Origin of the sequence: Streptomyces sp. R21 (genome assembly GCF_041051975.1) — a bacterium.
In the GTDB taxonomy this organism is placed as follows: Bacteria; Actinomycetota; Actinomycetes; order Streptomycetales; family Streptomycetaceae; genus Streptomyces.
Map to the genome: position 1 here is coordinate 6489635 of NZ_CP163435.1, position 24655 is coordinate 6514289.

The 24655-nt window shown below is 71.5% G+C and carries 24 protein-coding genes and 1 tRNA gene; 16 read left to right on the forward strand and 9 right to left on the reverse strand.

Going from position 1 to position 24655, the window contains the following annotated elements:
* Positions 1-9 precede the first annotated feature (9 nt).
* Complete coding sequence (locus AB5J56_RS28980) at positions 10-1104, reverse strand: DUF3344 domain-containing protein (protein ID WP_369236548.1); 1095 nt, start codon at positions 1102-1104, stop codon at positions 10-12.
* Between the two features lie 307 nt (positions 1105-1411).
* Here AB5J56_RS28980 and chpG point away from each other — a divergent pair, with 307 nt between their 5' ends.
* The 8 genes from chpG (at position 1412) to AB5J56_RS29020 (ending at position 6384) form a co-directional block, all read left to right on the forward strand.
* Positions 1412-1651 carry a chaplin ChpG gene (gene chpG / locus AB5J56_RS28985; protein ID WP_369236550.1) on the forward strand — a complete coding sequence of 80 codons (240 nt, stop codon included), beginning with the start codon at positions 1412-1414 and terminating at the stop codon, positions 1649-1651.
* A 228-nt stretch (positions 1652-1879) separates the two neighbouring features.
* Entirely contained in the window at positions 1880-2650 is a 771-nt protein-coding gene (locus AB5J56_RS28990) for a hypothetical protein (protein ID WP_369236552.1), read from the forward strand.
* Positions 2651-2902: 252 nt separating this feature from the next.
* Positions 2903-3205, forward strand: coding sequence for a hypothetical protein (locus tag AB5J56_RS28995; protein WP_369236554.1), 303 nt, complete (start codon positions 2903-2905; stop codon positions 3203-3205).
* A gap of 84 nt (positions 3206-3289) precedes the next feature.
* Positions 3290-3541, forward strand: coding sequence for a chaplin (locus AB5J56_RS29000; protein ID WP_369236556.1), 252 nt, complete (start codon positions 3290-3292; stop codon positions 3539-3541).
* 160 nt (positions 3542-3701) lie between these two features.
* Positions 3702-4199 carry a DUF5949 family protein gene (locus AB5J56_RS29005; protein WP_369236558.1) on the forward strand — a complete coding sequence of 166 codons (498 nt, stop codon included), beginning with the start codon at positions 3702-3704 and terminating at the stop codon, positions 4197-4199.
* Between the two features lie 181 nt (positions 4200-4380).
* Positions 4381-4896, forward strand: coding sequence for a hypothetical protein (locus AB5J56_RS29010; RefSeq protein ID WP_369236560.1), 516 nt, complete (start codon positions 4381-4383; stop codon positions 4894-4896).
* 155 nt (positions 4897-5051) lie between these two features.
* The gene (locus AB5J56_RS29015; protein WP_369236562.1) at positions 5052-5534 is read left to right on the forward strand and encodes a tyrosinase family oxidase copper chaperone; all 483 of its coding nucleotides are present in this window, start codon (positions 5052-5054) and stop codon (positions 5532-5534) included.
* On the forward strand, positions 5518-6384 hold the full coding sequence (locus AB5J56_RS29020) for a tyrosinase family protein (RefSeq protein ID WP_369236564.1): 867 nt from the start codon (positions 5518-5520) through the stop codon (positions 6382-6384). The genes AB5J56_RS29015 and AB5J56_RS29020 overlap by 17 nt, the downstream gene beginning before the upstream one ends.
* Positions 6385-6520: 136 nt before the next feature.
* Here the strand turns inward: AB5J56_RS29020 and AB5J56_RS29025 are convergent, their stop codons facing one another.
* Positions 6521-6820, reverse strand: coding sequence for a chaplin (locus tag AB5J56_RS29025; RefSeq protein ID WP_369236566.1), 300 nt, complete (start codon positions 6818-6820; stop codon positions 6521-6523).
* A gap of 192 nt (positions 6821-7012) precedes the next feature.
* Here AB5J56_RS29025 and AB5J56_RS29030 point away from each other — a divergent pair, with 192 nt between their 5' ends.
* Positions 7013-7561 (forward strand): DUF2087 domain-containing protein, encoded by a 549-nt coding sequence (locus AB5J56_RS29030; protein WP_369236568.1) that lies wholly within the window; start codon positions 7013-7015, stop codon positions 7559-7561.
* Positions 7562-7649: 88 nt separating this feature from the next.
* Here the strand turns inward: AB5J56_RS29030 and AB5J56_RS29035 are convergent, their stop codons facing one another.
* Positions 7650-8609: a D-2-hydroxyacid dehydrogenase family protein gene (locus AB5J56_RS29035; protein ID WP_369236570.1), complete on the reverse strand. Its 960-nt coding sequence runs from the start codon at positions 8607-8609 to the stop codon at positions 7650-7652.
* A 117-nt stretch (positions 8610-8726) separates the two neighbouring features.
* On the opposite strand from AB5J56_RS29035, the gene AB5J56_RS29040 reads away from it, so the two are divergent.
* The gene (locus AB5J56_RS29040) at positions 8727-9356 is read left to right on the forward strand and encodes a hypothetical protein (protein ID WP_369236572.1); all 630 of its coding nucleotides are present in this window, start codon (positions 8727-8729) and stop codon (positions 9354-9356) included.
* A 30-nt stretch (positions 9357-9386) separates the two neighbouring features.
* Positions 9387-10142, forward strand: a complete 756-nt coding sequence (locus tag AB5J56_RS29045) for a YcnI family protein (protein ID WP_369236574.1) — start codon at positions 9387-9389, stop codon at positions 10140-10142.
* A gap of 124 nt (positions 10143-10266) precedes the next feature.
* On the opposite strand, the gene AB5J56_RS29050 is transcribed toward AB5J56_RS29045, so the two are convergent.
* From AB5J56_RS29050 to AB5J56_RS29065, 4 genes are all read right to left on the reverse strand, one after another.
* Positions 10267-11676 (reverse strand): Cys-Gln thioester bond-forming surface protein, encoded by a 1410-nt coding sequence (locus AB5J56_RS29050; RefSeq protein ID WP_369236576.1) that lies wholly within the window; start codon positions 11674-11676, stop codon positions 10267-10269.
* A 286-nt stretch (positions 11677-11962) separates the two neighbouring features.
* A complete protein-coding gene (locus AB5J56_RS29055) occupies positions 11963-12436 on the reverse strand; it encodes a single-stranded DNA-binding protein (protein ID WP_369236578.1) in 474 nt (157 codons plus the stop codon).
* A 165-nt stretch (positions 12437-12601) separates the two neighbouring features.
* On the reverse strand, positions 12602-14560 hold the full coding sequence (locus tag AB5J56_RS29060; protein ID WP_369242861.1) for a GTPase: 1959 nt from the start codon (positions 14558-14560) through the stop codon (positions 12602-12604).
* A gap of 209 nt (positions 14561-14769) precedes the next feature.
* Complete coding sequence (locus tag AB5J56_RS29065; protein WP_369236580.1) at positions 14770-16377, reverse strand: dynamin family protein; 1608 nt, start codon at positions 16375-16377, stop codon at positions 14770-14772.
* 309 nt (positions 16378-16686) lie between these two features.
* On the opposite strand from AB5J56_RS29065, the gene AB5J56_RS29070 reads away from it, so the two are divergent.
* The 5 genes from AB5J56_RS29070 (at position 16687) to AB5J56_RS29090 (ending at position 20852) form a co-directional block, all read left to right on the forward strand.
* Positions 16687-16762: transfer RNA gene (locus AB5J56_RS29070), tRNA-Arg, on the forward strand.
* A 133-nt stretch (positions 16763-16895) separates the two neighbouring features.
* Positions 16896-17876 carry an asparaginase gene (locus AB5J56_RS29075; RefSeq protein WP_369242863.1) on the forward strand — a complete coding sequence of 327 codons (981 nt, stop codon included), beginning with the start codon at positions 16896-16898 and terminating at the stop codon, positions 17874-17876.
* A 164-nt stretch (positions 17877-18040) separates the two neighbouring features.
* Positions 18041-19705 carry an energy-dependent translational throttle protein EttA gene (gene ettA / locus AB5J56_RS29080; protein WP_369236582.1) on the forward strand — a complete coding sequence of 555 codons (1665 nt, stop codon included), beginning with the start codon at positions 18041-18043 and terminating at the stop codon, positions 19703-19705.
* Between the two features lie 2 nt (positions 19706-19707).
* Positions 19708-20121, forward strand: a complete 414-nt coding sequence (locus AB5J56_RS29085) for an acyl-CoA thioesterase (RefSeq protein WP_369236584.1) — start codon at positions 19708-19710, stop codon at positions 20119-20121.
* Positions 20118-20852 (forward strand): hypothetical protein, encoded by a 735-nt coding sequence (locus AB5J56_RS29090; RefSeq protein WP_369236586.1) that lies wholly within the window; start codon positions 20118-20120, stop codon positions 20850-20852. The genes AB5J56_RS29085 and AB5J56_RS29090 overlap by 4 nt, the downstream gene beginning before the upstream one ends.
* A 33-nt stretch (positions 20853-20885) precedes the next feature.
* Here the strand turns inward: AB5J56_RS29090 and AB5J56_RS29095 are convergent, their stop codons facing one another.
* Both AB5J56_RS29095 and AB5J56_RS29100 read right to left on the reverse strand, forming a co-directional pair.
* The gene (locus AB5J56_RS29095) at positions 20886-21854 is read right to left on the reverse strand and encodes an ABC transporter ATP-binding protein (RefSeq protein ID WP_369236588.1); all 969 of its coding nucleotides are present in this window, start codon (positions 21852-21854) and stop codon (positions 20886-20888) included.
* Between the two features lie 76 nt (positions 21855-21930).
* Positions 21931-24654, reverse strand: a complete 2724-nt coding sequence (locus AB5J56_RS29100; RefSeq protein WP_369242865.1) for an FtsX-like permease family protein — start codon at positions 24652-24654, stop codon at positions 21931-21933.
* Between the last annotated feature and the right edge of the window lies 1 nt (position 24655).

Genomic DNA, 24655 nt, shown 5'->3' on the forward strand with positions numbered 1-24655 from the left:
AGGCGCGCGTCACTGCTTCGCGTCGACGGCGGTGAACAGCGCCCCGACCCAGGCGGCGTCCCGCCGCGAGGAGAGCCGGAGGACCAGCCCGTCCCCGCCGGGGCGCAGCGCCTTGTCCAGGTCGAGGACGTCGGAGTCGTAGCCGAGCGTGTTCGCGTAGGCGGGCGCCCGCTCCATCGCCGTCGGGCCGGGCTCGCTGATCGTCGAATTCAGTACGTCGTCAAGGGGGTTGGCCGTGTCGCTCAGCGCGGTCGTGGGGCCGTGCTCTCCGGCCGACACCGTCAGGGAGTCGCCGCCGTGGCCGCGGTCGCCGTCGTACGCGACCAGTCCCGCACGCCCGTGGGCCCCCTTCGGGAACCTCGGGTCGCGCAGCCGGATCACCTGGTCCTCGCGGGGGCCGAGTGTGTCGAAGCCGTCCCACATCGCCAGCTGTCGCAGCGGCTCCGACTCCTTCTCGTACGCCACCATCAGCGTCCAGCCGCCCCAGGCCCCGGGGGCGGACCTGCCCATGGCCACGTTGACCTGCGCGACCGTGTAGAGACCCGAACGGCTTTCCCGTACCAGCTTCGTGACGTCCGCCGAGGCCTGGAAGGCGTCCGCGCCGTGCGCCACCCGGTGTCCGACGACGGTGTCCGCGAGCACGGCCTTGTACTGGCCGCCGGGCTCCGCGATCAGCACCCGCCCGTTGTCCTTCGGCGGCTTCTGCTCGCCGACGCGGAGGTTGCCGCCCCAGTACAGCCGCGCGTACGTGACCTGCGCGCCCTCCGGCAGACGCAGCTCCGCACGGCTGGAGTTGTAGGTGTTGGGGTCGCTGTCGACGTCGATGTAGAACATGTCGAAGTCGTTGTTCAGCGCCGTCCGGCCCTCGCGCGCGGCGGGGCACGAGGGCGCGGCCGTACGGCAGCTGATCGACGCGTTGGCCGCCCGGACGATCCCGCCGTGCTGGAGCGCGGCGTACCGCTGCGTGAGGGTGAGGCTCTCCGCCTCCGCGGCGGGCGGCGCGGGCGGTGCGGCCGACGCGGGGCAGCCGGGCGCCCAGAGGGTGGCCAGGGCGGAACAGCCGACCATCGCACGGCGCAGCAGGAGGCCCGGGGAAATACGCATGACCGGCGTTGCCCTTTCGGCGGGAAAAGGTTCTGGACCAGCGAATGAACGTCAATGTGTAAATCACATTTATGTCGCGTTGAGCTCCCACGTCTTATGCGCCTGTTTCCTAAGCGGTCTCAGGAGGAGGGCAACTCTAGCCTCTATCGGTATTTGTCTGCGAAACCCGTCAAGTGTGTCGGAATGGTGAAGCCGCGTTTTACGGGATCACTCAAACGGAGGCACAACCCCGGGGCGAGTCACGCGTTGATTCAGCGCCGGGCATCCCCGCCCGGCTGTTTGTGACGATTCCAAGGAGCACTTCTCCATGTCGCGTATCGCGAGGGGCCTGGCCCTGACCTCCGTTGCCGCAGCCGCCATGGCGGGCACCGCCGGCATCGCCGCCGCCGACAGCGACGCACACGGCGCCGCCGCCCACTCCCCGGGTGTCCTGTCGGGCAACGTTGTGCAGGTTCCGGTTCACGTCCCGGTCAACGTCTGCGGCAACACCGTCAACGTGATCGGTCTGCTGAACCCCGCGTTCGGCAACACCTGCGTCAACGACTGACGTCAGCGCGGACCTTCTGCCGGCCGTCCTCCCTTCCGGGAGGGCGGCCGGTCCGCGTTGCCCTGAATGGGGGAAGCGGCTTTCGCGTCCCGGCATGGCGCCTCACCAGGGACGACGCGGGTGATAGGGGCGCTGGATCGCTACGCGGGGCATTCGATCGGTTGCAGGCGGCGATCACCGCTTTCACGGTGAGCACAAGATCCGATGCAATCATCGAAGGGAACATCCATGCGTGTTCTGCCCGTACGGCGCCTCGCGTCCACCGCTCTGTGTGCCTCGCTTCTGCTCGGCATCGCCGGACCAGCCGCCATGGCCGCGGACAGTGACTCGACGCGTGGCCACACCCATGCGGCGGCGCCCGTCCCCGGCGCGGACGCGCTTTTGGCGCAGGTGCAGACGCTGGGCAACATCGGCGCCGTGCTGACCCCGGTCACCGACCTGCTCAACGCCGCTCTCAAAGCGGACAGCGGCCAACTCCCCGCGGCCGACGCGACCAAGCTCGGCGACGCCGTGAAGGACGCGATCGCCAAGGTCACCGCGGCGGCGCCGGTTGCGCCGCCGGTCGCGCTCCCGAACACGCCGGCCACGGCGGCCGCGCCCACGACACCGGCCACGTCGGCACTCCCGGCCGTGCCGACGCTTCCGGCCGCTCCCGCGCTGCCCGCCTTGCCGCTCAGGAACGCCGAGCGCGAGGCCGCGAGCGAGGACGGCAAGGCGCCGCGTGCCGCGGCCCCGGCCGACCTCAAGGGCGACGCGCTCGCCGCCCTGCAGAAGGCGGTCGACACGCTGCTCGCGGCGGTCACCTCCGGCGACCCCACCAAGGTGGTGCCCGCGGCCACCGCCGTGGTGACGGGTCTCGTCAACGTCGTCGTGGCCGTGGTGCTCGGCGGTGGCCTCCCGCTGCCGAACCTGCCGGGCCTGCCGTCGCTGTCCAGCCTGCCGGCGCTGCCCACCGGTGCACTGCCCACGGGTGCGCTGCCTGCGCTGCCGGTCCGCTGAGTCGCGGGTTCGTCAGTCGCGGGTTCCGCGGCATTCCGCCGTCGTGCCGGCCTTCACGGTCGGCACGACGGCTGTTTTATATGAGAATGCGACACGCCGTTCATTCGGGTGGGTTGCAGGAATTTTCTGCACACGGGGTTTCCGTCACGCCCGGGGCTCGTTAGCCAAGGCGCAGTGAGAGACCAGGCATTTCAAGATGCCTGCACAGTGAAATTCCCTCTGGTGACGTGAGTTGCCGAAGAAAGGAACACGATGAAGTCCCTGAAGGCTGCCGCTGTCGTTGCCGGATCCGTGGTCATCGCCGGTGTCGCCGCGCCGGCCATGGCCATGGGGGCCGCCGATGTCACGCCCACCAGCCTCAACGGCGCCCTGGAGACGATCACCAGCCAGCGCTCGCTCAACGTGCAGGACGTGATGCCCCTGCAGCACCAGTCGGACGCGCTCGACACCGAGAACAAGGACTCGGCGCTCAACACCCTGAACGGCGCGACGACGGCACTGAACTCGGCGGCCGCCCCCTCTCAGCTCCTCGGCGGACTTCCTCTCCAAGGCTGATCTGATTTTTCATCGCGTGTCCTTGCGGAAAGCATTGCCGAGCCGTCCATAGGCTGAGGCAAATTCCTGAGGAAAGGGCTGACGATGAACACTGCCAAGAAGGCCGCTCTGATTTTCGCCGCCGCCGGAATGGCCGCTGGTGCCGCTTCGGGCAGCGCCTTCGCCCACGGTGGTGACGGCGCCAGTGCCGAGGGCGTCGCGGTCAAGTCCCCCGGTGTCGCTTCCGGAAACGTCGTCCAGGTCCCCGTGGACATCCCGGTCAACGCATGCGGCAACACCGTCGACGTCATCGGCGCACTGAACCCGGCATTCGGGAACACCTGTGTGAACGAGTGATGTTCGAAAGGGCCGATTCCGCACCCCGCGGAATCGGCCCTTCGCGCCATTCGGCGCTGTTCGAGGCCCGTCCCTCTTTCGTGTGGTCGCTCCGCCGCATGTCGCCCGGTCGGGTGAGAAATCGGCCGCGTGTATTCCGGCACGTCGATAGGGTTCCGCGGTGACCTCAACCTCAAGCGAAACGCGCCCGCTCCGAGCCGCCGATCTCGGCACGCTCGCCGTCATGGCGTTCAGCGGTGAAGCCCCCGACGGAGACATGCCCTACCTCCTCGCCTACTCCCTCGGCGACGGCGAGAACGGGCCGGAGGGCTCCTCGGAAGCCGTCACCCAGCTGCTGCGCGACAACGGCCTGCCCGTCGGCGACAAGCTCGTCGACGGCTCCCGGAACCCGAGCCTGCCGCTCACCCTCCTCGTCGAGGCGGGACAGGCCGTCGTCAACATGCCGCACCTCAACGCCCAGTGCATCGTGCCGCCGGAGTGGCTCGCCGCCGTCGGCGAACGCGGCTACGCCTACTTCCTGTTCGCCACCCGCGCCTGGCCCGAAGCCGTGCCCGGCCGTCCCGTCGCACCCGAGAGCCTGACCGCGTTCGCCGGCGACGAGGAGACCTTGACCAGCGCCGCGCACATTCTGCTGCCGGCGCGCAGCCTGCGCGGCTGACGCAGCGGACCGGGCCGGAGCGCGGGAGACGCCGACGCGCCCGCCGCGTCGGAGCGCCTCGGCGCCGCAGCCAGTCCTACTACTGCATCGCTCGGGGGAATCTTGAACTGAAGCCGTTCGCAGGCTCGTTACTCGGTACGCACGCAGAGCCCCACGAATTCCGAAAGGGACCGTACCTGAGATGAAGCCGACCACCCGAGGAACCCTCGCCGCCGTCATCACCTGTGTGGCGGCCGCGGCAGGTGCCGCCGCGACCCCCGCCGTCGCGGCCGGCTCGGTCCCCGTTCCCGTGCCGCTGGACGGTGTGGAGAAGTCCCTCAACGTGCAGCTGCCCAAGGTCGGTGGGGAGCTGCCGCTGCCCGTGCCGGGCAAGCCCGAGGGACCGCAGTACGTCGAGGGGCGCCTCATTCCGCAGGGGGCCGTGCCGCAACTGCCGCTCAGCGGCGGGCTGCCGGGCGCGGGTCTGCGTGCGCCGCTGCCGCACGTCCTCGGCGACGGCTTCGACCACGTCGAGGTCGGCACCCCCGCTTCCGACCTGCGCACGCTGACCCCCGGACTGTCCCTGGACACTCCGCTGACCCCGCCGAACCCCGACAACTTCGGCCTCCCCGACCTGAAGCTCCCCCAGGCGGCCGTGCTCACCCCGCTGCTGCAGACGGTGCCGGGCGCGAACCTGGGGCTCGCCGGAGGCGCGTAGTCCAGGCCCACCGGGCCTGTCTCCCGGCCGGCCGTCGCAGGATCCGCCGCAGGCCCCCGGCGGTCACCGTTACTGAACACGACGAGGAGAGAACATTGTTCGTCAGCAGAGTGTCAGTGAGTTCGTCGGCAGGCTCGGCGAATCCGGTGGGGGCGGTGGCTCCGCAGAGCCCGGTGGGGTCCGCATCTTCGGCCGATCCCGACGACAGAAGCCGCCGGTACGTGATGCGCGGGATGGTGGCGCTGGTCGTCGCCGCGGCCGCGATCCCGGTCGTCGCGGCGTCGCGGCCGCCGGGCGCCGACGACACCGTGGCCGACCCGCGCGACACACCGGACACCTTCGAGGAGACCTACCGCGGCCGCCTCATCCGCGGCACCTGGGCGGGCACGGGCCGGGCCGCGGATGACGCCGGGGAATGGCAGGTCACCGTGGACGGGCGGCCGCTGCATCTGATGCGCCGTGCGGACGGCACCTACCTGAGCATGGTGGACCACTACCAGTCGTACGCGACCCCGCTCGCCGCCGCGCGCGCCGCCGTCGACGAACTGGGGCCCAAGGAACATCTGCGGGCCATGGGCATGAGCAGGGACGAGGGCGGCCGTTCCGCGGACGGGGGGCACCGTGGCGTACACGCGTAAGGACGTCAGCACGCTGACCCGCGCGGAACGGCGGCGGTTCGTCGGCGCGATGCTGGAGATCAAACGCCGTGGCGAGTACGACGACTTCGTGCGGATGCACATCGACTACTACGTCTCCGACGGCGACGGTGGACTGCGCGCGGCCCACATGGCGCCGTCCTTCCTGCCCTGGCACCGCAAGTTCCTGCTGGAGCTGGAGCGGGCGCTGCGGCGCGTCGACTCCGGGGTGAGCGTGCCGTACTGGGACTGGACGCGGGACCGGACGCCGTCCAGCGCCCCGTGGACCAAGGACCTGCTCGGCGGCAACGGGCGGCGCTCCGACCACCGGGTCATGACCGGCCCCTTCGCGTACGGCAACGGGAAGTGGACGATCAAGGAAGGGGTGACCGACGTCGATTTCCTCACCCGGGACTTCGGCCACCCCCAGGACCCGCTCGAACTGCCCACCCGCACCGAGCTGGCCCGGGCCCTGAACGATTCCGTCTACGACACCTCGCCGTGGGACTCCACCTCCACCAAGGGGTTCCGGAACCGGCTCGAAGGGTGGGGCCGGGGGAGCGGCAGCGGTGCATGGGGCAACCACAACCGCGTCCACCGCTGGGTCGGCGGCCATATGCTCGGCGGCGCCTCGGTCAACGATCCCGTCTTCTGGCTGCACCACGCCTTCGTCGACCTTCAGTGGTCGCTGTGGCAGCGGCGCCACCGGGGCGCGCGCTATCTGCCCGCGAACCCGCCGGGCCCCGGCAGCTCGCAGTACGAGCGGATCGTCGCGCGGCACCAGGGAATGCCGCCGTGGAACGTGACGCCGGATCAGATGGAGGACGTCGGCCGGATCTACCGCTACGCCTAGCGCGGGGCGCGAGCGGGATGGCACGCAACGGCAGGGCGCAGCACGGGGTGGACAGGAACAGGACGGGCGGGATGGGCGGGTAGTGCGAGGCCCCCGGCGGTCGCAACCGCCGGGGGCCTTTCTGCGCTACGTCGGATCAGCCGCCGTAGCCGTAGCCCGAGGGGCCGTGGTGACCCGGGTGGCTGGGCTTGCCGCCACCGTCGTTGACGCAGGTGTTGCCGAAGGCCGGGTTGAGCAGGCCGATGACGCTGACGGTGTTCCCGCACACGTTGACCGGGATGTGGATCGGGACCTGGACGACGTTGCCCGACAGGACGCCGGGCGAGCCGACGGCCTCGCCCTGAGCACCCGCGTCCGCCATGGCCAGGCCGGCCCCGCTGAGCACCACGGCACCCGTGCCGAGCGCGACAGCGGCTGCCTTCGCGATGCGAGACATCACGTTCTCCTTTGACTCGTTGAGTGCGGCTGCTCGAACGCGACCGCACTCCCCTTCAACGCGCCCGCTCACCACTGGTCACGGACTTCGTCCTGGGATCACCCGTTCCGAACAGGCCCTTCGTTCGTACGACCCTTCGAGTCCCGCGAAATTCGTTTCGGCTCGCGAAGGCCCTCAACTAGCCTCCGAACCATGGCAACCGACCAATTGATCCGTCTGTTCGCCGAGGAGCGCCGGGTCCGCGCCTTCGCCGCCGTGGCCCTCGGCGCGGACACACCCGAGAAGGTCATGGAGCGGTCCGGGCTGTCCCCGAAGGAGGCCGCGGCGGCGCTGCGGAAGCTCCGGGACCAGCAGGTGATTCAGGCAGCGGGCGACGGCGGACTGACCGTCGCCTACGCACACCTCCGCGAGCTGGCCCGGGACAGTGCCGCGCAGCCACCCGCGGAGAACCACGGCTCCGGCGACGAGCGGACCGAGACGGTCCTGCGGACCTTCGTGCGGGAGGGCCGCCTCGTCCGGCTGCCCGCCCAGTGGCAGCGCAAGCTGGTCGTCCTGCGGCACATCGCCGAGCGGACCTTCGAACCGGGCGTCGAGTATCCGGAGCGCACCGTCAACGAGAAGCTGCGCGCCTGGTGCGAGGACGCACCGGTGGACCATGTGACGCTACGGCGGTATCTCGTGGACCTGCACCATCTGAAGCGGCAGTACGGCTTCTACTGGGTGCCCAACGGGGCGGCTTGAGCGGCTTCGGCGGGTTGTGCGGCTTGATGCGCGGAGGCTTGATGCGCCGAGGGGTGTCTTACGACGTGATGCCGAACCGCCCGGGCCGTCAGCTGAGGAGACGTACGGGAGCGCCCGCGAGGTAGGCCCGGATGTTCTCCACCGCCGCGCCGTAGTACGTCTCGTAGTTCGCCCGCGACACATAGCCCAGATGCGGGGTCGCGAGCAGGCGGGGGGCCGAGCGCATCGGGTGGTCGGCCGGGAGCGGCTCGATGTCGAACACGTCGATGCCCGCTCCGGCGATCCGGCCGTCGTGCAGCGCCGCGAGCAGTGCGTCCTGGTCGACGATCGCCGCGCGCGAGGTGTTGACGAGGTAGGCGGTCGGCTTGAGCAGCGCCAGCTCGGCGGAGCCGATCAGGCCACGGGTGCGGTCGCTGAGCGCGAGGTGCACGGAGACGAAGTCGCTGCTCGCGAGCAACTCCTCCTTGGAGGCGGCCAGTTCCGCTCCGGCTTCTTCGGCGCGCTCCTTGGTCAGGTTCTGGCTCCACGCGCTGACGTGCATGCCGAAGGCGAGGCCCACCTGTGCCACCCGGCTGCCGATCTTCCCGAGTCCGAGCAGCCCGAGCGTGCGGCCGTGCAGATCGGCGCCGACGGTGGTCTGCCAGGGGCCGCCCGCACGCAGCGCGTCGTTCTCGGTGACGACGCCCCGGGCGAGGCCGAGCAGCAGCGCCCAGGTCAGCTCGACCGGGGGCGTGGAGGAACTCGGGGTCCCGCACACGGTCACGCCGTGTTCCTCGGCTGCCGCGTAGTCGATCACCGAGTTGCGCATCCCGGAGGCGATCAGCAGCTTCAGACGGGGCAGCCGGGCCAGCAGCGAGGCGGGGAAGGGGACCCGCTCGCGCAGGGTGACGACGATGTCGAAGTCCGCGAGCGCGACGGCCAGCGCGTCCTCGTCCGCGAAGTGCGTCCCGAAGCTGACGACTTCCACGTCGTCCGCCACCGGTGACCAGTCGGCGATCTCGGTCGCGACGTTCTGAAAGTCGTCGAGCACGGCGCAGCGAAGTTGCATGGTCAATCCCTCCCAGGCTCGTCCGGACCCTATCCGAGCCCCTGGAGCGGGAGAGTTGGTGGGCCCGATCCGGAACCTGCGACGGCTGATCGCTCCGCGTGGCAGTATCTGGGCTTCATGAGTGCGTCACCGGCGGTACGGAGCCTGCGCGCGGCGGTGTTCGCCGTGCTGTGTGTGCTGCTGGCTGCCGGAGGCCATGCTCTGGCGTCCGGACAGGCGCCCCCGTTGTGGGTGGACGCCGCCGGGTTCCTCCCCGTCTTCGCGGCCGGTGTGCTGCTGGGCGGCCGGGAAAGGTCGCTCGTGGGGATAGGCGGCGGCATGCTGGCCGCCCAGGCCGGGCTGCATCTCGCCTTCGAGGCCGCCGAATCGCGTACGCGCACCGCCATGGCCATGCACGGCACGGCCATGGCACAGGCGCGGATGTCCCACGGGCACATGGTGCGAGCGCAGATGGCGCACCCGCAGGCGCTGGTGTCCCACGCCACCGTCGGTCATGTGGCGGCCGCACTTCTCGCGACCTGGTGGCTGCGGTGCGGCGAGGCCGCACTGTGGTCGCTGCTGCGGCGGGCCGCGGTGCTCGTGCCGGGCCTCATGGCCTGGTGGCGGGTGCGGACGGCGCCGTCCGCCGAGCCGGTGCCGGGCGGTGTGTGCGGAAGTGTGGCAGAGCTGCGGCCGCTCCAGCAGGCGTTGCTGCGGCACGCCGTCTCGCGGCGGGGACCGCCGGCAGGGGTCCCGTACACGCCCTGACCGCCTTCACACCAGTACGGAGTTCCCCTGATGTCCTCGACACGCATCACCCTGCGCCGAGCCGGTCTCGTCGCCGCCCTCACCACTGCCGGGGTCCTGACCGCCGCCGGTACCGCCTTCGCGCACGTGACGGTCCACCCCGGCAGCTACGCCAAGGGCGCCACGGACGGCGTCCTGACCTTCCGGGTTCCCAACGAGGAGGACACCGCCAGCACCACGAAGGTGCAGATCTTCCTGCCGACGGACCATCCGGTTCTCGGCGTGCTGGTCACGCCCGAGGAGGGCTGGACGGCGAAGGTGACGACCACGAAGCTCAAGACCCCCGTCAAGACCGACGACGGCACGATCACCGACGCCGTCTCGGAGGTCACCTGGACCGGCGGGCGGATCCGGCACGGCGAGTACCAGGACTTCAACGTCGCCTTCGGTCAACTCCCGGACAACGCCGATGAGTTGACGTTCAAGACGCTGCAGACCTACTCGGACGGCAAGGTCGCCCGCTGGATCGAGGAGGAGAAGGGCGGGGAGGAGCCGGAGAACCCGGCACCGGTGCTCAAGCTCACCGCCAAGTCCGCCGATTCCGACTCCGGTTCGGGTTCCGATTCCGGTTCGGGCTCCGACTCCGCGTCGGGTTCGAGCCCGGCGGCCAAGAGCCCGGTGGCGAGCAGCGACTCCGGCAGTGACTCGACGGCTCGTGGCCTGGGCATCGCCGGCCTCGTCGTGGGTGTCCTCGGCCTGATCGCGGCCGGCGTCGCCATCGCACGTGGCCGGGGCGCCCGCTCCTAGCGGGGCGTCCTCGGGAAGAGTGCGGCCCCGGACGCCCTGAGGGGGCGGGCCGGGGCCGCGTGCTCACGGAGCCACCTGCGGTCGCTCACTGTTGAGTTGCCAAGGTGCTATGCGCTCAACCTCGTCAGTCCTGTGCGGGCGCCTTCTTCTGGCGGACGAAGAGCAGCGCCGCGCCGCCGATGACGACCAGGCCGATGGCCACGCTCGCGATGATCGGGGTCACGCTGGAACTGCCGGTCTCGGCGAGGTCGGTGTCCCCGGTGGAGGTGCCGCCCACCGTCGCCGGGCTCGGCTCGCTCAGGATCTGGGTCGCGTCGCCGCCCGCGCTGCCCTGCGTCCGGCAGTCGAGGACGCCCTTGAAGCGCTTCTCGAATCCGTCCGGCCCCTTGATCGTGAAGTCGTAGGCCTGGTCCTCCTGGAGCGGGATCGTGACCGTCTGGGACTTGCCCGCCTCGATGGTGTGCTCGATCCCCATCAGCTCGAAGGTGAACGCCTTGTCGCCTTCGTTGGCCGCCGTGATGTCCACGCCGCCCTTGGCACAGTTCTTCTCGGCCGAGAGCGCCGGTATCGCACCCTTGGCGGCCCAGGTGGCGGTCGCCGTCGCGGAGACCGTCGATTCGCTGGAGCCCGCGAGGATCTGCGTCTGGCTACGGGTCTCCGAGGCGAAGGCACGGCCGACCGGCACGGTCGTCGAGGCCTGCACCGTCAGCGCGGCGGAACCGTCCGCGCTGTCCTTCGGTACGTCGAAGTACAGGGCACTGCCGTTCTTCGCAGAGGTGATCGCCTTGCCCCTCTTGTCGACGATCTTCACCCCTTCGGCTACGGCGTCCGCGGGCGGCGTCACCGTCACGCTGCTCGCGTTGGTGTGCACCGTGACCGGGCCGAGCTTCTCGCCGGCGTGGCCGGAGACCGCGGGCGGGTCGAGGGTCAGTGAGGCCCTGGGCTCGGCGAGGCTTCGCGCGCTCTTCTGCAGGTAGTCCGCGAGCTTCTCGGCCCGCGGGCTCACCGCGTCGACGTCGGCGCCGTCCGAGTACCGCCAGATCGCCACCTGCGTGCCGGCCGCCGCGTCCTGCTCGGTGAGGCCGCTGGTGCCCGCCTTCTGCGCCAGCGAGGCGAGGTCGTTCACCTGCGGGTAGGAGTTCTGCAGGATCCAGCGGATCCTGCCCGCGTCCGCGTTGCCGTTCAGCGACGTGCCGCTCCAGGGGGTCTCCTGGTACTTGGCGTCCTTCTGCGTCGGGTTGTGGATGTCGATGCAGTAGGTCTGCAGCATCCCGCCGTTGTCGACGGACATCTCGAACAGGCCCGCCGACACCTGCTGGTCCGTGCCGTTGTCGTGGATCACGGCGGCCCCGTACGTCTTCAGGCCGCCTATGGTGGCGGTCGCGCCGCCCTGGTTCTGCGGGGTCTCGTCGGCGACGGCCGGGCCCGCGGTGGCCAACGCACCGGCGGCCACGAGCCCGGACGCCAACGTCGCGGCGGCGAGGCGGCCGGCCGCTCGCCTGCGCGCGGACCACGCAGAGAACGAAGAAAACACAGAATTCCCCTTCGAGCAGGACCCGTTGACATGGGGGGACGGTCCCGCCAGCAGAATCAGAAGCCCCGTGAGCTATGCCCGGCATCCTAAGGAAGCGGCGCACCACACTCCCCGGTCATGCCATCCGATCACCGATCCGAGCCGGAATCGTTATCGCTCGGCACGCCTGTGAGCTGCGCTTATCGACAAATCCATGGGGGATCGTTCGGAACGTATTTGTCGATAAGCCGCAGTTCGCTCAGGCGGTCCCCTCAGGCCGTCCCTCGGCGTTCACCCGTTTCTGACGTCACGTCACTCCGGCTGGCTCCGGCTGCTGTTGGGCCGCCGAGCCGGGCTGATCCTGCGGGTCCGTCTCCCAACTCGGCTCCGGCCGGGGTGTCGAGGCCACCGCCGCCGTATCCCCCTTGGACGCCCGCCGGAACGCGGACGTACCCCGCGACAGGTCGTGTCCGATCGCCACCGCGTCGACGTCCGCCGACGTCCAGCTCTGGCCGTCGCGCTGCTCGGTGCGGACCTTCAGCCGGCCGTGGACGACCACCGGATCGCCCACGGACACCGAAGCCCCCACGTTCGTGGCGAGCGACCGCCGGGCCCACACCGTGAAGAAGTTGGTGTGGCCGTCCGTCCAGGTGTTCTTCTCGCGGTCCCAGTACCGCGCCGTGACCGCCAGCCGGAACCTCGCCGACGCTCCGCTCGCCAACTCCTTGTACACCGGCTGCGTAGCCACGTTCCCCACCACGCACACCATCGTCTCGTGCATCGCGAACCCCTCTCCCGTACGGCTGCGTCTGTCGTCTCGTGCCGAGTTCAGACTGCCTCCGCCGGTGCGGGCCCGCTGAGCGCTGTGGGCTACCGGCCGGTTGTGGAAAACCGCGTCACCCGTGAGGGTGACGCGGTGTTGTCGGACGGGCACGGCTCATGCGGCTCATCCGACGGGTGCGGACACCCCCGTGACCCGTCCGTACTGCTCCCGTACCTCCCGATACCGCAGCAGCTCCGCCGCCACCGGATCCAGGACCCGCGCCCGTCCGCAGCCGGCCGCGGCCTCGCGCAGCCGCCGTTCCGCCTCCAGCCCGTACCGCCGTGCGGGCCCGCGCGCCGCCATCCTGCTGCTCCACTCGACCGCCGGACCGCCGATGATGCCCGTCGCCATCAGCAGTACCGGCACCCCGAGATTCGGCGACATGACCCCGACGATCTGCGCCACCAGCCACAGTCCGCCGAGGACTTGCAGGATGGTCATCGACGCCTGCGCGAGGACGGCGACCGGCCACCAGCCGGGCCGCGGCGGCCGCCCCACCGGTGTCGTGGCGCGCACCGCCATCTCGTCCAGCGCCTCGGGCAGCCCCTGCGCCCCGCGGACCGCCGCCTCGCGCACCGCCTGCGCCCACGGCGTCGGGAGCCCGCGGGCCGCGCGGTCCGCCACCGAACGCACGGCCTGCTCGACACGCTGCCGGGCCGTGGCCTCCTCGTCCGCGGGCGCCCGCACGGCCAGCCGCCCCGTCGGAGGCTCGCGCCGGTCCTCGTACCACCGCCACAGCCGCAGCCAGGGGGTGCCACATGCCCGGTTGGCGTTGCGCAGCCACGCGCGCTCCGCCGCCTCGCCCGCCGCGGTGGCGCCGACGGCGTCCGCGAGCCGGTCCGCGAACTCGGCGCGGGCCTCCTCGCTGAGACCGGTCCGGCGCCCGGTCGCGTAGACGGGCCGCAGCCGCGCCGCGGCCGCGTCCAGGTCGGCGGAGATACGACGGGCCGCAGCACCCCGCTCGGCCAGGAACTGGCCCAGCGACTCGCGCAGTTCGCCGATGCCGTCGCCGGTGAGCGCGGACAGCGCGAGCACGGTCGCGCCCGGTTCGCCGTACTCGCCGAGCGCGATGCCGTCCTCGTCGAGCAGCCTGCGCAGATCGTCGAGGACCTGGTCGGCGGCCTCACCGGGCAGCCGGTCCACCTGATTGAGGACTACGAAGGTGACCTCCGCGTGCCCCGCCATGGGCCGCAGATAGCGCTCGTGAAGGACGGCGTCCGCGTACTTCTCGGGGTCCACGACCCAGATGACCGCGTCGACCAGCGCCAGGACGCGGTCCACCTGCTCGCGGTGCTGGACGGCCGCCGAGTCGTGGTCGGGCAGGTCGATCAGGACCAGCCCGCGCAACTGCGCCTCCGCCTCCGCGCTCTGCAGCGGACGCCTGCGCAGCCGGCCCGGGATGCCGAGCCGGTCGATGAGCGTCGCCGCGCCGTCGCTCCAACTGCACGCGATGGGCGCCGCGGTCGTCGGCCTGCGTACCCCCGTCTCCGAAATCGCCACCCCGGCAAGCGCGTTGAAGAGCTGCGACTTGCCGCTGCCCGTGGCGCCCGCGATGGCGACGACCGTGTGCTGCCCCGACAGCCTGCGGCGCGCCGCCGCCTCGTCGAGGACCCGGCCCGCCTCGGCGAGCGTCCTGCTGTCGAGCCGGGTACGGGACAGCCCCACCAGCTCGCGCAGCGCGTCGAGCCGCGACCGCAGGGGTCCGTCGTACGCGAGAGGGGGCACGACCTGCGCGGTGGAGGACCTGGTGTCCGCGGCCACGCTCGGCACGGCTTCCGCCTGGGTGGCCGTCTCGGAGACGCGGCGCGCGATGAGCCCGTCGTCCCAGGCGGATTCGGGGGCGGGCTCGGGCTCCGTACGGGCCGGTGCGTCCTGGGCCGGGGAAGCGGCGTGGGGCGACTTCGTTTCGTCCTTCACGCGCGCGTGCCCGGAATCGCCCTCTGCGCGCGCGTGCCCGCCGTCTTCGCGGTCGCGGGTGTCGTCGCAACCGTCTCCATCGCATCCCTGTCCGTCGCAACCCGCTCCTTCGCACCCCTCTCCTCCGGAATCCTCTCCTTCGGAGGACGCGCCTTCGGTGAGCATCCCTTCGGAGCGCACGCCTTCGCAGAGCACGCCTTCGGGACGGCCGTCTTCGGGGCACGTGTTTTCGGAGCGCTCGGCCTCGCAAGGCGCGGCCCCGTTGGGCTCGTCCCTGGGGGAGTTGGACTCGTCCCTGGGGTTGTCGCCTCCCGGGGAGTCGCCTCCGGTGTGGTCGGCGTGATCCGTGCGGTCAGTGACGGCAGTCACCGCGGTCACCTCTCCTTCTGCAGTACGGACAGCGCGGCGATGAGTTCGGACTGGGGTTCTGGGTGTACGTCGAGTGCGTCGAGCGGGGCGAGGCGGCGCTCGCGCTCGGTGTGCAGCGCCTTGTCGAGGTAGTCGGTGAGCAGCCGTCCGCCGCGGTCGCGCAGCCGCAGGGCGCCGTGTGCGCCGATGCGCTCCGCGAGCCCTTCGCCCGCGCTGCGCGCCCGGCGCCCGCCCAGCAGTGCGGTGGCCACCAGGGCGGCGACCACGTCCGTGTCCGGGGCGGCGCCCTTGTCGAGGTCGCGCACCTCTTCCTCGGCGTACTCCTCAAGGACGCGCCGCCAGCGCCGTACGGCCATCCCGATCCGGTGCTCGGCGCTCTCGGGCGCCGGGTCACGGCCGGTCAGCTCCGGGGCGCCCGCTGCCGGTTCGCGCCGCCAGGCCTCGTCCACGCGCTCGTCGGCAGCCGTGACGGCGCACAACAGCAGCGCGCTCAGGCTCTCGACAAGGGCGTCGAGCAGTTCGCCGGCGGAGCAGTCGAGCGGGTAGGCGCGCCACCGCTTCAGTGCGTCTCCGGAGAGCACGGCCCCGGCCTGCAGACGCCCCTTCAGGCGCGCGTGCTCGCTGTCGTAGGCGCCCTCGACGGCTGCGGTGAGCCGCATGGCCGCCGCGTGCTGCGCGGCCGCGGCGCCGGCCAGTTCGGGCATGCGCGCGCGCAGCGAGTCGAGGATTCCGTGCGCCGTACGGGCCATCGCCTCGTGCCGGGCTCCCGGGTCCTGCGTCTGGTGCGTGAGCCAGGTGCGCAGCGGTGCGACGGCGGTCGCGGGCAGCAGCCCGCCGCCCCAGGCGGACTCGGGCAGCTCGGGGACGGTGAAGCGGGGCACCTCGCCCAGACCGGCCTTGGCGAGCAGGGCGCCGTACTGCCGGGACACCTCCGACACCACCTGGTGCGGTACCCGGTCGAGCACGGTGACCAGGGTCGCCTTGTACTCCTTCGCCGTACGCAGCAGGTGCCACGGCACGGCGTCGGCGTACCGTGCGGCCGTGGTGACCATCACCCAGATGTCGGCCGCGCAGATCAGCTCGGCGGCGAGCACCCGATTGTCGGCCACCAGGGAGTCGATGTCGGGCGCGTCGAGGAGGGCGAGGCCGCGGGGCAGGGTGTCGGCGGTCTCGATCCGCAGTACCCGCTCGCCGCGGTCGGTGAGCGGATGCAGGTCGTCACCCGGCTCCTGATGGGGCACCCATACGCGGGTGAGGTGGGGCAGCACCCGCATCCCGCTGAACCAGTGATGGTCCTCCGGATGGCACACCAGCACCGGTGTCCGTGTCGTGGGCCGCAGCACGCCCGCCTCGCTGACCCGCCGCCCCACAAGGGAGTTGACCAGCGTCGACTTGCCGGCTCCCGTGGAGCCGCCGATCACGGCCAGGAGGGGCGCTTCGGGCTCCTTCAGCCGGGGCACCAAATAGTCGTCGAGCTGTGCGAGCAGTTCGTCGCGGTTGGCACGCGCGCGTGGAGCCCCTGGCAGGGGCAGCGGAAAGCGTGCGGCGGCGACACGGTCGCGCAGGGCGGAAAGTGCGTCGAGCAGCTGAGGCCGTACGTCCAAGGTCACCACATGCGAAGAATGCCCAACTTTGGAGGCTTTCTGAAGCATATGAGCATGTCTGCGCGCCGACAGGACACAGGGGACGGAAGGGATGACTGGGGCGCAGGCATAACGAGTGCACAACACCCGATGCGCGAGACGCCAAAAGCGGTGCACGATTCGTACCTGCCTGCGATTATCAGGACCGCTTCACCGAACCTCCACATCGAGCCACGGAGGAGAAGCACCAAGGACGAGGACGCGGGAGCCCTATCCTTGTCCCGGCAAGGTCACGGATCAGCCCACACCCGGGCACCAGGACACAGGCCACCACACCCGGCCCCCGTAGCTCAGTGGATAGAGCAGGCGCCTTCTAAGCGCTTGGCCGCAGGTTCGAGTCCTGCCGGGGGCGCCACTGAGTGCCCTTCCTTCGGGGAGGGCCTTTTTGCTGTTCTTTCCCGGCCTCCGTCCGCCGAAGGAGACTCCCTGTGGCAGACGCCTCCATGCTGGACGCCTCCCTGCCGGGCGACCCCATGGCGGATGACTTCATGGCGGAGGCGCGTCGGCGCGTTGCGGTGTTCTCGCTCGGCGGCACCATCGCCATGACCGCACAGCCGACGGGCGGTGTGACGCCCACGCTGTCGGCCGGTGATCTGGTCGCCGCCGTACCGGGATTGGCCGAAACCGGTATCGCCGTCGAGGTCCACGACTTCCGTCAACTCCCCGGCGCTTCGCTGTCCTTCGCCGATCTGCTCGACCTGGCGGGGGAGTTCGACCACCTCGCCGTGGACGGGGTGGTCGTCACCCAGGGCACGGACACCATCGAGGAGACCTCCTACCTGCTCGACCTGGTGCACTCCGGTGAGATGCCGATCGTCGTCACGGGTGCGATGCGCAACGCGAGCATGGCGGGCGCGGACGGACCGGCCAACGTGCTCGCGGCCGTCCGGGTGGCGGCGAGCGCGGAGGCCCGGGGGCTGGGTGCCGTGGTGGTGTTCGGCGAGGAGGTCCACGCGGCCCGCTGGGTCCGCAAGACGCACGCCACCAGCCCGACGGCGTTCACGTCCTACCCGGGGCCGGTCGGCTACGTCGCCGAGGACCGCGTACGCATCTGGTCCCGCCCGAGCGGGGAACCGGGCATCCTGCCCGAGCGCCGGAACGGCAACGTCCGTACCGCAGTTGCCCCTGTCGGGCTCGGCGACGACGGGGCCGTCCTGCGGGCCGTCGGCGCGGCGGTCGACGGGCTGGTCGTCGCCGCGTTCGGCGCCGGCCACGTCCCCATGGCGTGCGTGGACGCGCTGACCGAGCTGGCCGAGCGGATGCCGGTGATCCTGGCATCGCGCACCGGAGCCGGTCCCGTCCTCACCGAGACCTACGGCTTCCCGGGCTCCGAATCGGACCTGCTCGCCCGCGGCCTGATCTCCGCCGGCACCCTCGGCCCGGTCAAGGCCCGCATCCTCCTGCAGATCTTGCTGATGCGAGGAGCCGAGCAGCACGAGATCGCGGAGCGCTTCGCCCGGATCCTGTGAGCAGCGGTCGTCGACGACGATCAGTGACCGGCCGGCTACGGGCGCCGTCCTGGAACGTCCAGGTCGCAGCCCCCCGACCAAACGCGTTTCCCCCGGAGGGTAGCCGTCAGGCAAGATGGGGTGTATCTGCCCACTGCCGATTTCAAGCGTCCGGACGGTTTCTCTTGGCTGAGTTCATTTACACCATGCGCAAGACGCGCAAGGCGCACGGCGACAAGGTGATCCTCGACGACGTCACCTTGAACTTCCTGCCGGGCGCCAAGATCGGTGTGGTCGGTCCGAACGGTGCCGGTAAGTCCACCGTTCTCAAGATCATGGCCGGGCTGGAGCAGCCGTCCAACGGTGACGCGTTCCTGTCTCCCGGCTACACGGTCGGCATGCTCCTCCAGGAGCCGCCGCTCGACGAGTCCAAGACCGTGCTGCAGAACGTGCAGGACGGCGCCGCCGAGATCATGGGCAAGCTGCACCGGTTCAACGAGGTCGCCGAGCTGATGGCGACCGACTACTCCGACGCGCTCATGGACGAGATGGGCAAGCTCCAGGAGGACCTGGACCACGCCAACGCGTGGGACCTGGACACCCAGCTGGAGCAGGCCATGGACGCCCTGGGCTGCCCGCCCGGCGACTGGCCCGTCACCAACCTCTCCGGTGGTGAGCGCCGCCGCGTCGCGCTCTGCAAGCTGCTGCTCGAAGCCCCTGACCTGCTGCTTCTCGACGAGCCCACCAACCACCTGGACGCCGAGTCCGTGCAGTGGCTGGAGCAGCACCTCGCGAAGTACCCCGGCACCGTCGTCGCCGTCACCCACGACCGGTACTTCCTCGACAACGTGGCCGAGTGGATCCTGGAGCTGGACCGCGGCCGCGCCCACCCCTACGAGGGCAACTACTCCACCTACCTCGACAAGAAGGCCTCCCGCCTCAAGGTCGAGGGCCAGAAGGACGCCAAGCGCGCCAAGCGGCTCAAGGAAGAGCTCGAGTGGGTGCGGTCCAACGCCAAGGGGCGCCAGGCCAAGTCCAAGGCGCGTCTGTCGCGCTACGAGGAGATGGCCGCCGAGGCGGACAAGATGCGGAAGCTGGACTTCGAGGAGATCCAGATCCCGCCGGGCCCGCGCCTGGGCAGCATCGTCGTCGAGGTCAACAACCTCTCCAAGGCCTTCGGCGACAAGGTGCTCATCGACAATCTCTCCTTCACGCTGCCGCGCAACGGCATCGTCGGCGTCATCGGCCCGAACGGCGCCGGCAAGACCACGCTCTTCAAGATGATCCAGGGTCTGGAAGAGCCCGACTCCGGTGCGATCAAGGTCGGCGAGACCGTCAAGATCTCGTACGTCGACCAGAGCCGCGAGAACATCGACCCGAAGAAGTCGCTGTGGGCCGTCGTCAGCGACGAGCTCGACTACATCAACGTGGGCCAGGTCGAGATGCCCTCGCGGGCGTACGTCTCCGCCTTCGGCTTCAAGGGCCCGGACCAGCAGAAGCCCGCCGGTGTGCTCTCCGGTGGTGAGCGCAACCGCCTCAACCTCGCGCTCACCCTCAAGCAGGGCGGCAACCTGCTGCTCCTCGACGAGCCCACCAACGACCTCGACGTCGAGACCCTCTCCTCGCTCGAGAACGCGCTCCTCGAATTCCCCGGTGCCGCCGTGGTCGTCTCCCACGACCGCTGGTTCCTGGACCGAGTGGCCACGCACATCCTCGCCTACGAGGGTGACTCCAAGTGGTTCTGGTTCGAGGGCAACTTCGAGTCGTACGAGAAGAACAAGGTCGAGCGTCTCGGCCCGGACGCGGCGCGCCCGCACCGTGCCACCTACAAGAAGCTGACCCGGGGCTGATCTTGCGGCACATCTACCGCTGCCCGCTGCGCTGGGCGGACATGGACGCGTACGGCCACATCAACAACGTGGTCTTCCTCCGCTACCTGGAGGAGGCGCGGATCGACTTCCTGAACCGCCCGGACAAGGATTTCCAGCAGGGTTCCGTGGTAGCTCGCCATGAGATCGACTACAAGCGGCAGCTGGTCCACCGGCACGCGCCGGTGGACATCGAGCTGTGGATCACGCAGATCAGGGCCGCGTCCTTCACCATCACCTACGAGGTGAAGGACCCGGACCAGGTGTACGTCACGGCCTCGACGGTCGTCGTGCCGTTCGACTTCGCGGCGCAGCGCCCGCGCCGCATCACCGCCGAGGAGCGCGACTTCCTGGAGGGGTACCGGGACGACCGGGACGACGAGGCCGTCGCGGCATGACCGGTACGCCCGGTGCGCCCGGTGCGCACAGCACGACCGCTCTGCACCTCGCCGACGAAGGGGAGGCGGCGGACCTCGCCGCCTTCCTCGGCCGGCTGATCCACTACGACCGCGCGGCCGCCGTACGCCTCCAGGTGTCCGGCACCGCGCTCGCCGTGTTCGGCCGGCCGCCGTCGTTCGAGGTTCTCGCGATCCGCACGGCGCGCCTCGCCAAGCCGTACGAGAACGGGCTCGACGTCACGCTCGACGTCACCGTCTCCGCCGGTGAACTCCTCGAATCGATCGACGAGCCGGCGGCCACGCTCGCCGTCCCGCAGTCCGTCACCGGGCCCCCGTGGGCCGGCGTTCTGCCGCCCCGCGGCGGCTGGCAGCAGGTGCCGGGGCTGCCGGAGCTGGACGCCGTACGGGCGATGCTCTCCATGGCGGTCGCCGAATTCCGGTCCCGTACGGAGGAGTTGGCGCCCGAGGACCGTACGCGCGGCGAACTCGACCGGATCGGGCGGGAGATCTGGTCCCGGGAGATCGGCGGCACGGGCCTCCCGGTGCGTGCCGCGCACGCCGCGCAGGCCTTGGGATTCCTGCGTCCCGCCGGCCCAGGGCGCCAAGTCGCGCCCGGCGAAAGCCCGTTGGCCCTCTACTCGTCGGGAGCGTGGCTGCGGCTTCGCGCGCCGTACGGATCGATCGCCGTACGCCGGGCGGGATTTGGGGCCTTGGGCGTCAGCGTTCGCTAGCGTTCGCCGAACCCGGAACCGTCCCTCGGCGGGTCACTCGTGCCCGCTGTCGTCCGGCCATACGCCGATGTGGTCCGACTCCAGCTCCAGCGCCACCCGGTCCCGCATCCCCAGTGCGCGGGTGTACTCGGCGGGGAGTTGCAGGCGGCCCGCGCGGTCGAGCATGGCGTACTCGCGGGCCACCACGGCTTCCTGGCCGGTAGCGGCGTCGACCTCGGTGCGGCGCAGCACCTCCGTGGAGGTGCGGCCGTCGCGGATGGCGACCGTGCGGCGGACCTCGCTCGCGACCGCCTGGTCATGGGTGACGATCACGATGGTGGTGCCGAGGCGCTCGTTCGCCGTGCGGAAGGCGGCGAAGATCTGCTCCGCGGTGTGGGAGTCGAGTTCGCCGGTGGGCTCGTCGGCGAGCAGGACGGCGGGCGCGTTGGCCAGGGCCACGGCGATCGCGACGCGCTGCTGCTGGCCGCCGGACATCTGGTGCGGACGCCGGTTGCGGCAGTCGGCGATGCCCATCAACTCCAGGAGTTCCAGAGCGCGTTCGGCCTGCGTACGGCGGTGGGCGCGGACGCCTCGGGAACCGGCCAGCTGCATCGGCAGGGCGACGTTCTGCGCGGCCGTCAGGTAGGGGAGGAGGTTGCGGGCCGTCTGCTGCCAGACGAAGCCGACGACCTCGCGGCGGTAGCGGAGGCGGTCCTTCGCGCCCATGGTCAGCAGGTCGCGGCCCGCCACCCTGGCCGCTCCCGCGGTGGGGGTGTCCAGGCCGGCCAGGATGTTCATCAGCGTCGACTTGCCGCTGCCCGACGCGCCCACCAGCGCCATCAACTCGCCCTCCCTGACCAGCAGGTCGAGGCCCTGGAGCGCCTGCACCTCCACGCCGTCCGTGGAGAAGATCCGGACCAGGCGGTCGCAGGTGATGAGCGCGTCATGGCCGTAGGCGGGGCGGTCCCGGTGCGCGGCGGCGCGTTCGGCCAGGTCGGCGAAGGTGGGATTCGTGGCGGTCATGACGTGACTCCCGCAGATCGTGGTCGTGAGGTGGCAACCGCGCCACCCGCCGTACTCGCCGTACGCGCCGTACTCGTCACCGTGAATCCCCCGCCCTCAGCTCCCTGACCGACCCCCGTCTCCCCGTCCACCACGCCTGCCCCGCCGCGATGCCCGTCGCGAGGACGAGTACCGACAGGGCCGGGAGCAACAGGGACAGGGTGTCTGTGCGCAGCTCGGTGCCCCCGGGGGGTGCGTCTCCCGTCGCGGCCGCCAGGGCGATCGTCGTCAGGTCGATGCCGGGGGAGAGGAGACGGACGGCGGCCCAGCCGGTCAGGGCGCCGCCCGCGGCGGCGAGCAGGGCCTGCGGGAGGGCTTCGAGGACGAGGAGGCGGCGGCCCTGGGCGCGGGTGAGGCCCATGGTGCGCAGGCGGGCGAGGAGCGCGCTGCGTTCGGGGGCCGCGCGGACGAGGGCGAGCAGCAGGGCGAGTACGGCGTATCCGGCGCCCGCGGCGACGGCCGCCGCGTAGATGCGCTCGGCGCCGGACTGGAGCGGCGAGTCGACGTACGCCGCCCGCGCCTGCGACCGCAGGCGTACGTCCGCTCCGGCGCCCGCGGCCTTGCGCAGGGCGCCCCCGTCGAGGTGATCGCCGGTGACCAGGAGCGCGGTCGGGCGGGCGGCGCGGACGCCGAGGCCGGCGCGGTCGACGACCAGGAAGTCGGTGCCGGAGACCGCCGGGGTCAGGGTCCGGACGAGGACGATCCGTACGGTGACATGGCTGCCGTCCTCCAGGCGGACCGGGAAGGGCCGGGTGCCGTAGCGCTCGGCGACGGCGGGGGAGGCGAGGGCGGGCAGGGGTGCGTGGGCGGGGCGCTTCAGCCCGGCCGCGGGGAACGCGCCGAGCCCCGTCCGCCCGGCCAGCCGCGCGTAGGCCGCCGGGTCGGCGCCCGCGAGCGGCACGGTCTCCTCGCCGTCCTGGGGCTTCGCCTGGTAGGCGATGCTCACCGGGGTGACCTCGTGGACGCCGGAGCCGTCGCGGATCTCCGTCGCAGTTGCGTCCGGCAGCGGCCGGGTCGCCTCGATACGGGCGTCGGCGCCGGTGCCCAGGAGGGCGGCGCGGTCGCGGGTGTCGGCGACGCCCGCGAGGACCGAGCCGCCGAACGCGGCGGTGGTGAGGGCGGTGAGCAGGGCGAGGAGGGGCAGCACCGTGGAGACGGAGGTGCGGCCCGCGCGGGCCATCGACAGATGACCGACCACCCCGCGCAGCCGGCCCGTCGGCCGTGCCAGCCGGCGCAGCGGCAGCGGATAGAGCCGCACCAGCACCAGAGCGGCGATGACGCCCACCAACACCGGTGCCAGCGCCACGAGTTCGTCGCCGCCCTGCTCCGACGTGCCACGGTTGCGCAGCGCGAACACCGCCGCCGACGCCAGCACGAGCAGGGTGAGTTCCGCGACCGTACGGCGCCTGGACGGACGTAGGACGGTCAAGTCCTCGCGCCCGGTGTGGAGTTGGACCGCGCGGTGTCTGACCGCCGCACGCAGGGGGAGTGCGGCGCAGGCGAGGGCCGTCACCGCGACAGCGGCCGCCACCGCGTACGTACGGCGGCCGGTGGGGACCGCGAGCAGCGCGGCTCCGAGGCCCAGGGCGCCCGCCGGGACGGCGAGCACCGCCGTCTCGGCCAGCAGCCGGCCGGTGACGCCGCGCAGGGAGCCGCCCCGGGCGCGCAGCAGGGCGATCTCGGTGCGGCGCCGGTCGGCGGCGAGGCCGCCCGCCATCAGCAGGACGACGACGGCGACCGTGGCCGTGCCGGACGCGGCGACGGCGACGAGCGGGCCGATGCCGGACCGCAGCTGCGCGTACTGCGACAGGATGTCGTCGAGGTCGGTGCTCGCCTCCACGGACGGGTCGGTGAAGTCGCGGGCCTTCTCCAGGCCCGGGCCCGCTTCGAGCGAGGCGATCGCGGAGTTCAGGCGGGACAGGTCGTGCGCGGTGAGCGTGGCGGTGTCGGGGGCCAACTGCCAGTAGCGCAGCGGGTGTCCGGCCGTGCCGAGCATGGCGGGGGCCGCGGCCGGGGGCAGCAGCAGGGCACCCTGCCAGTAGGTGTCCATGTCGTTGCCCTGGTTCGGCACCTGGATCAGGGCGGGCCTGCGCAGCAGCGGCTGCGTCGTCCAGTACGCGCCCTCGGGCTTGCGCGGCTCGACGATGCCGGTCACCGTCACGGAGAGGGGCGGGCGCCCCGCGCCGGGCACATGGATCACCGAACCCACCTTGATCCGCAGGGTCTTGGCCGTCTCGGCGGTGACGGCGGCCTCCACCTGCTGCGTCTTCGCGGTCGCGGTCCCGGCCGCGCGCGGCAGGCGTCCCGAGCGCACCCGGGCGTGGTCGGCGAGGCCGTTCTGCGCGGCGAGCGCGATGCGCGTGGGCAGCCCGCTGGGCCGGGGCAGCCAAGGGTCGGGCACGGCAAGGGCGGCCGCGGTGCGGACGCCGTACGACGACTGGTCGCGGTCGGCGGTCAGCGGCCGCTCGGCGGTCCTCAGCACCTTCGTGTACTGCGCCTTGAGGGTGTCCGGATCCAGCGCCGCTTCCCGCTGTCGCTGCCGGAGTTCGGCACCGGGCTCCGGCGCCCACAGCTGCACCGTGGTCCGCCGCGCCGTCGCCTCCTCGACCGCCCGGCGCAGCCCCGCGTCCTCGTACCGGTCGACCGCCCGCGGAAACGCGGCGGCCAGTGCGGCGGTCAACGCCACCAGCAGGACGAGCGCGCAGGCGACACCGGGGGCCGCGCGCAGGCGGGTGCGCACCCAAGGGGCGACCGGAGTCACG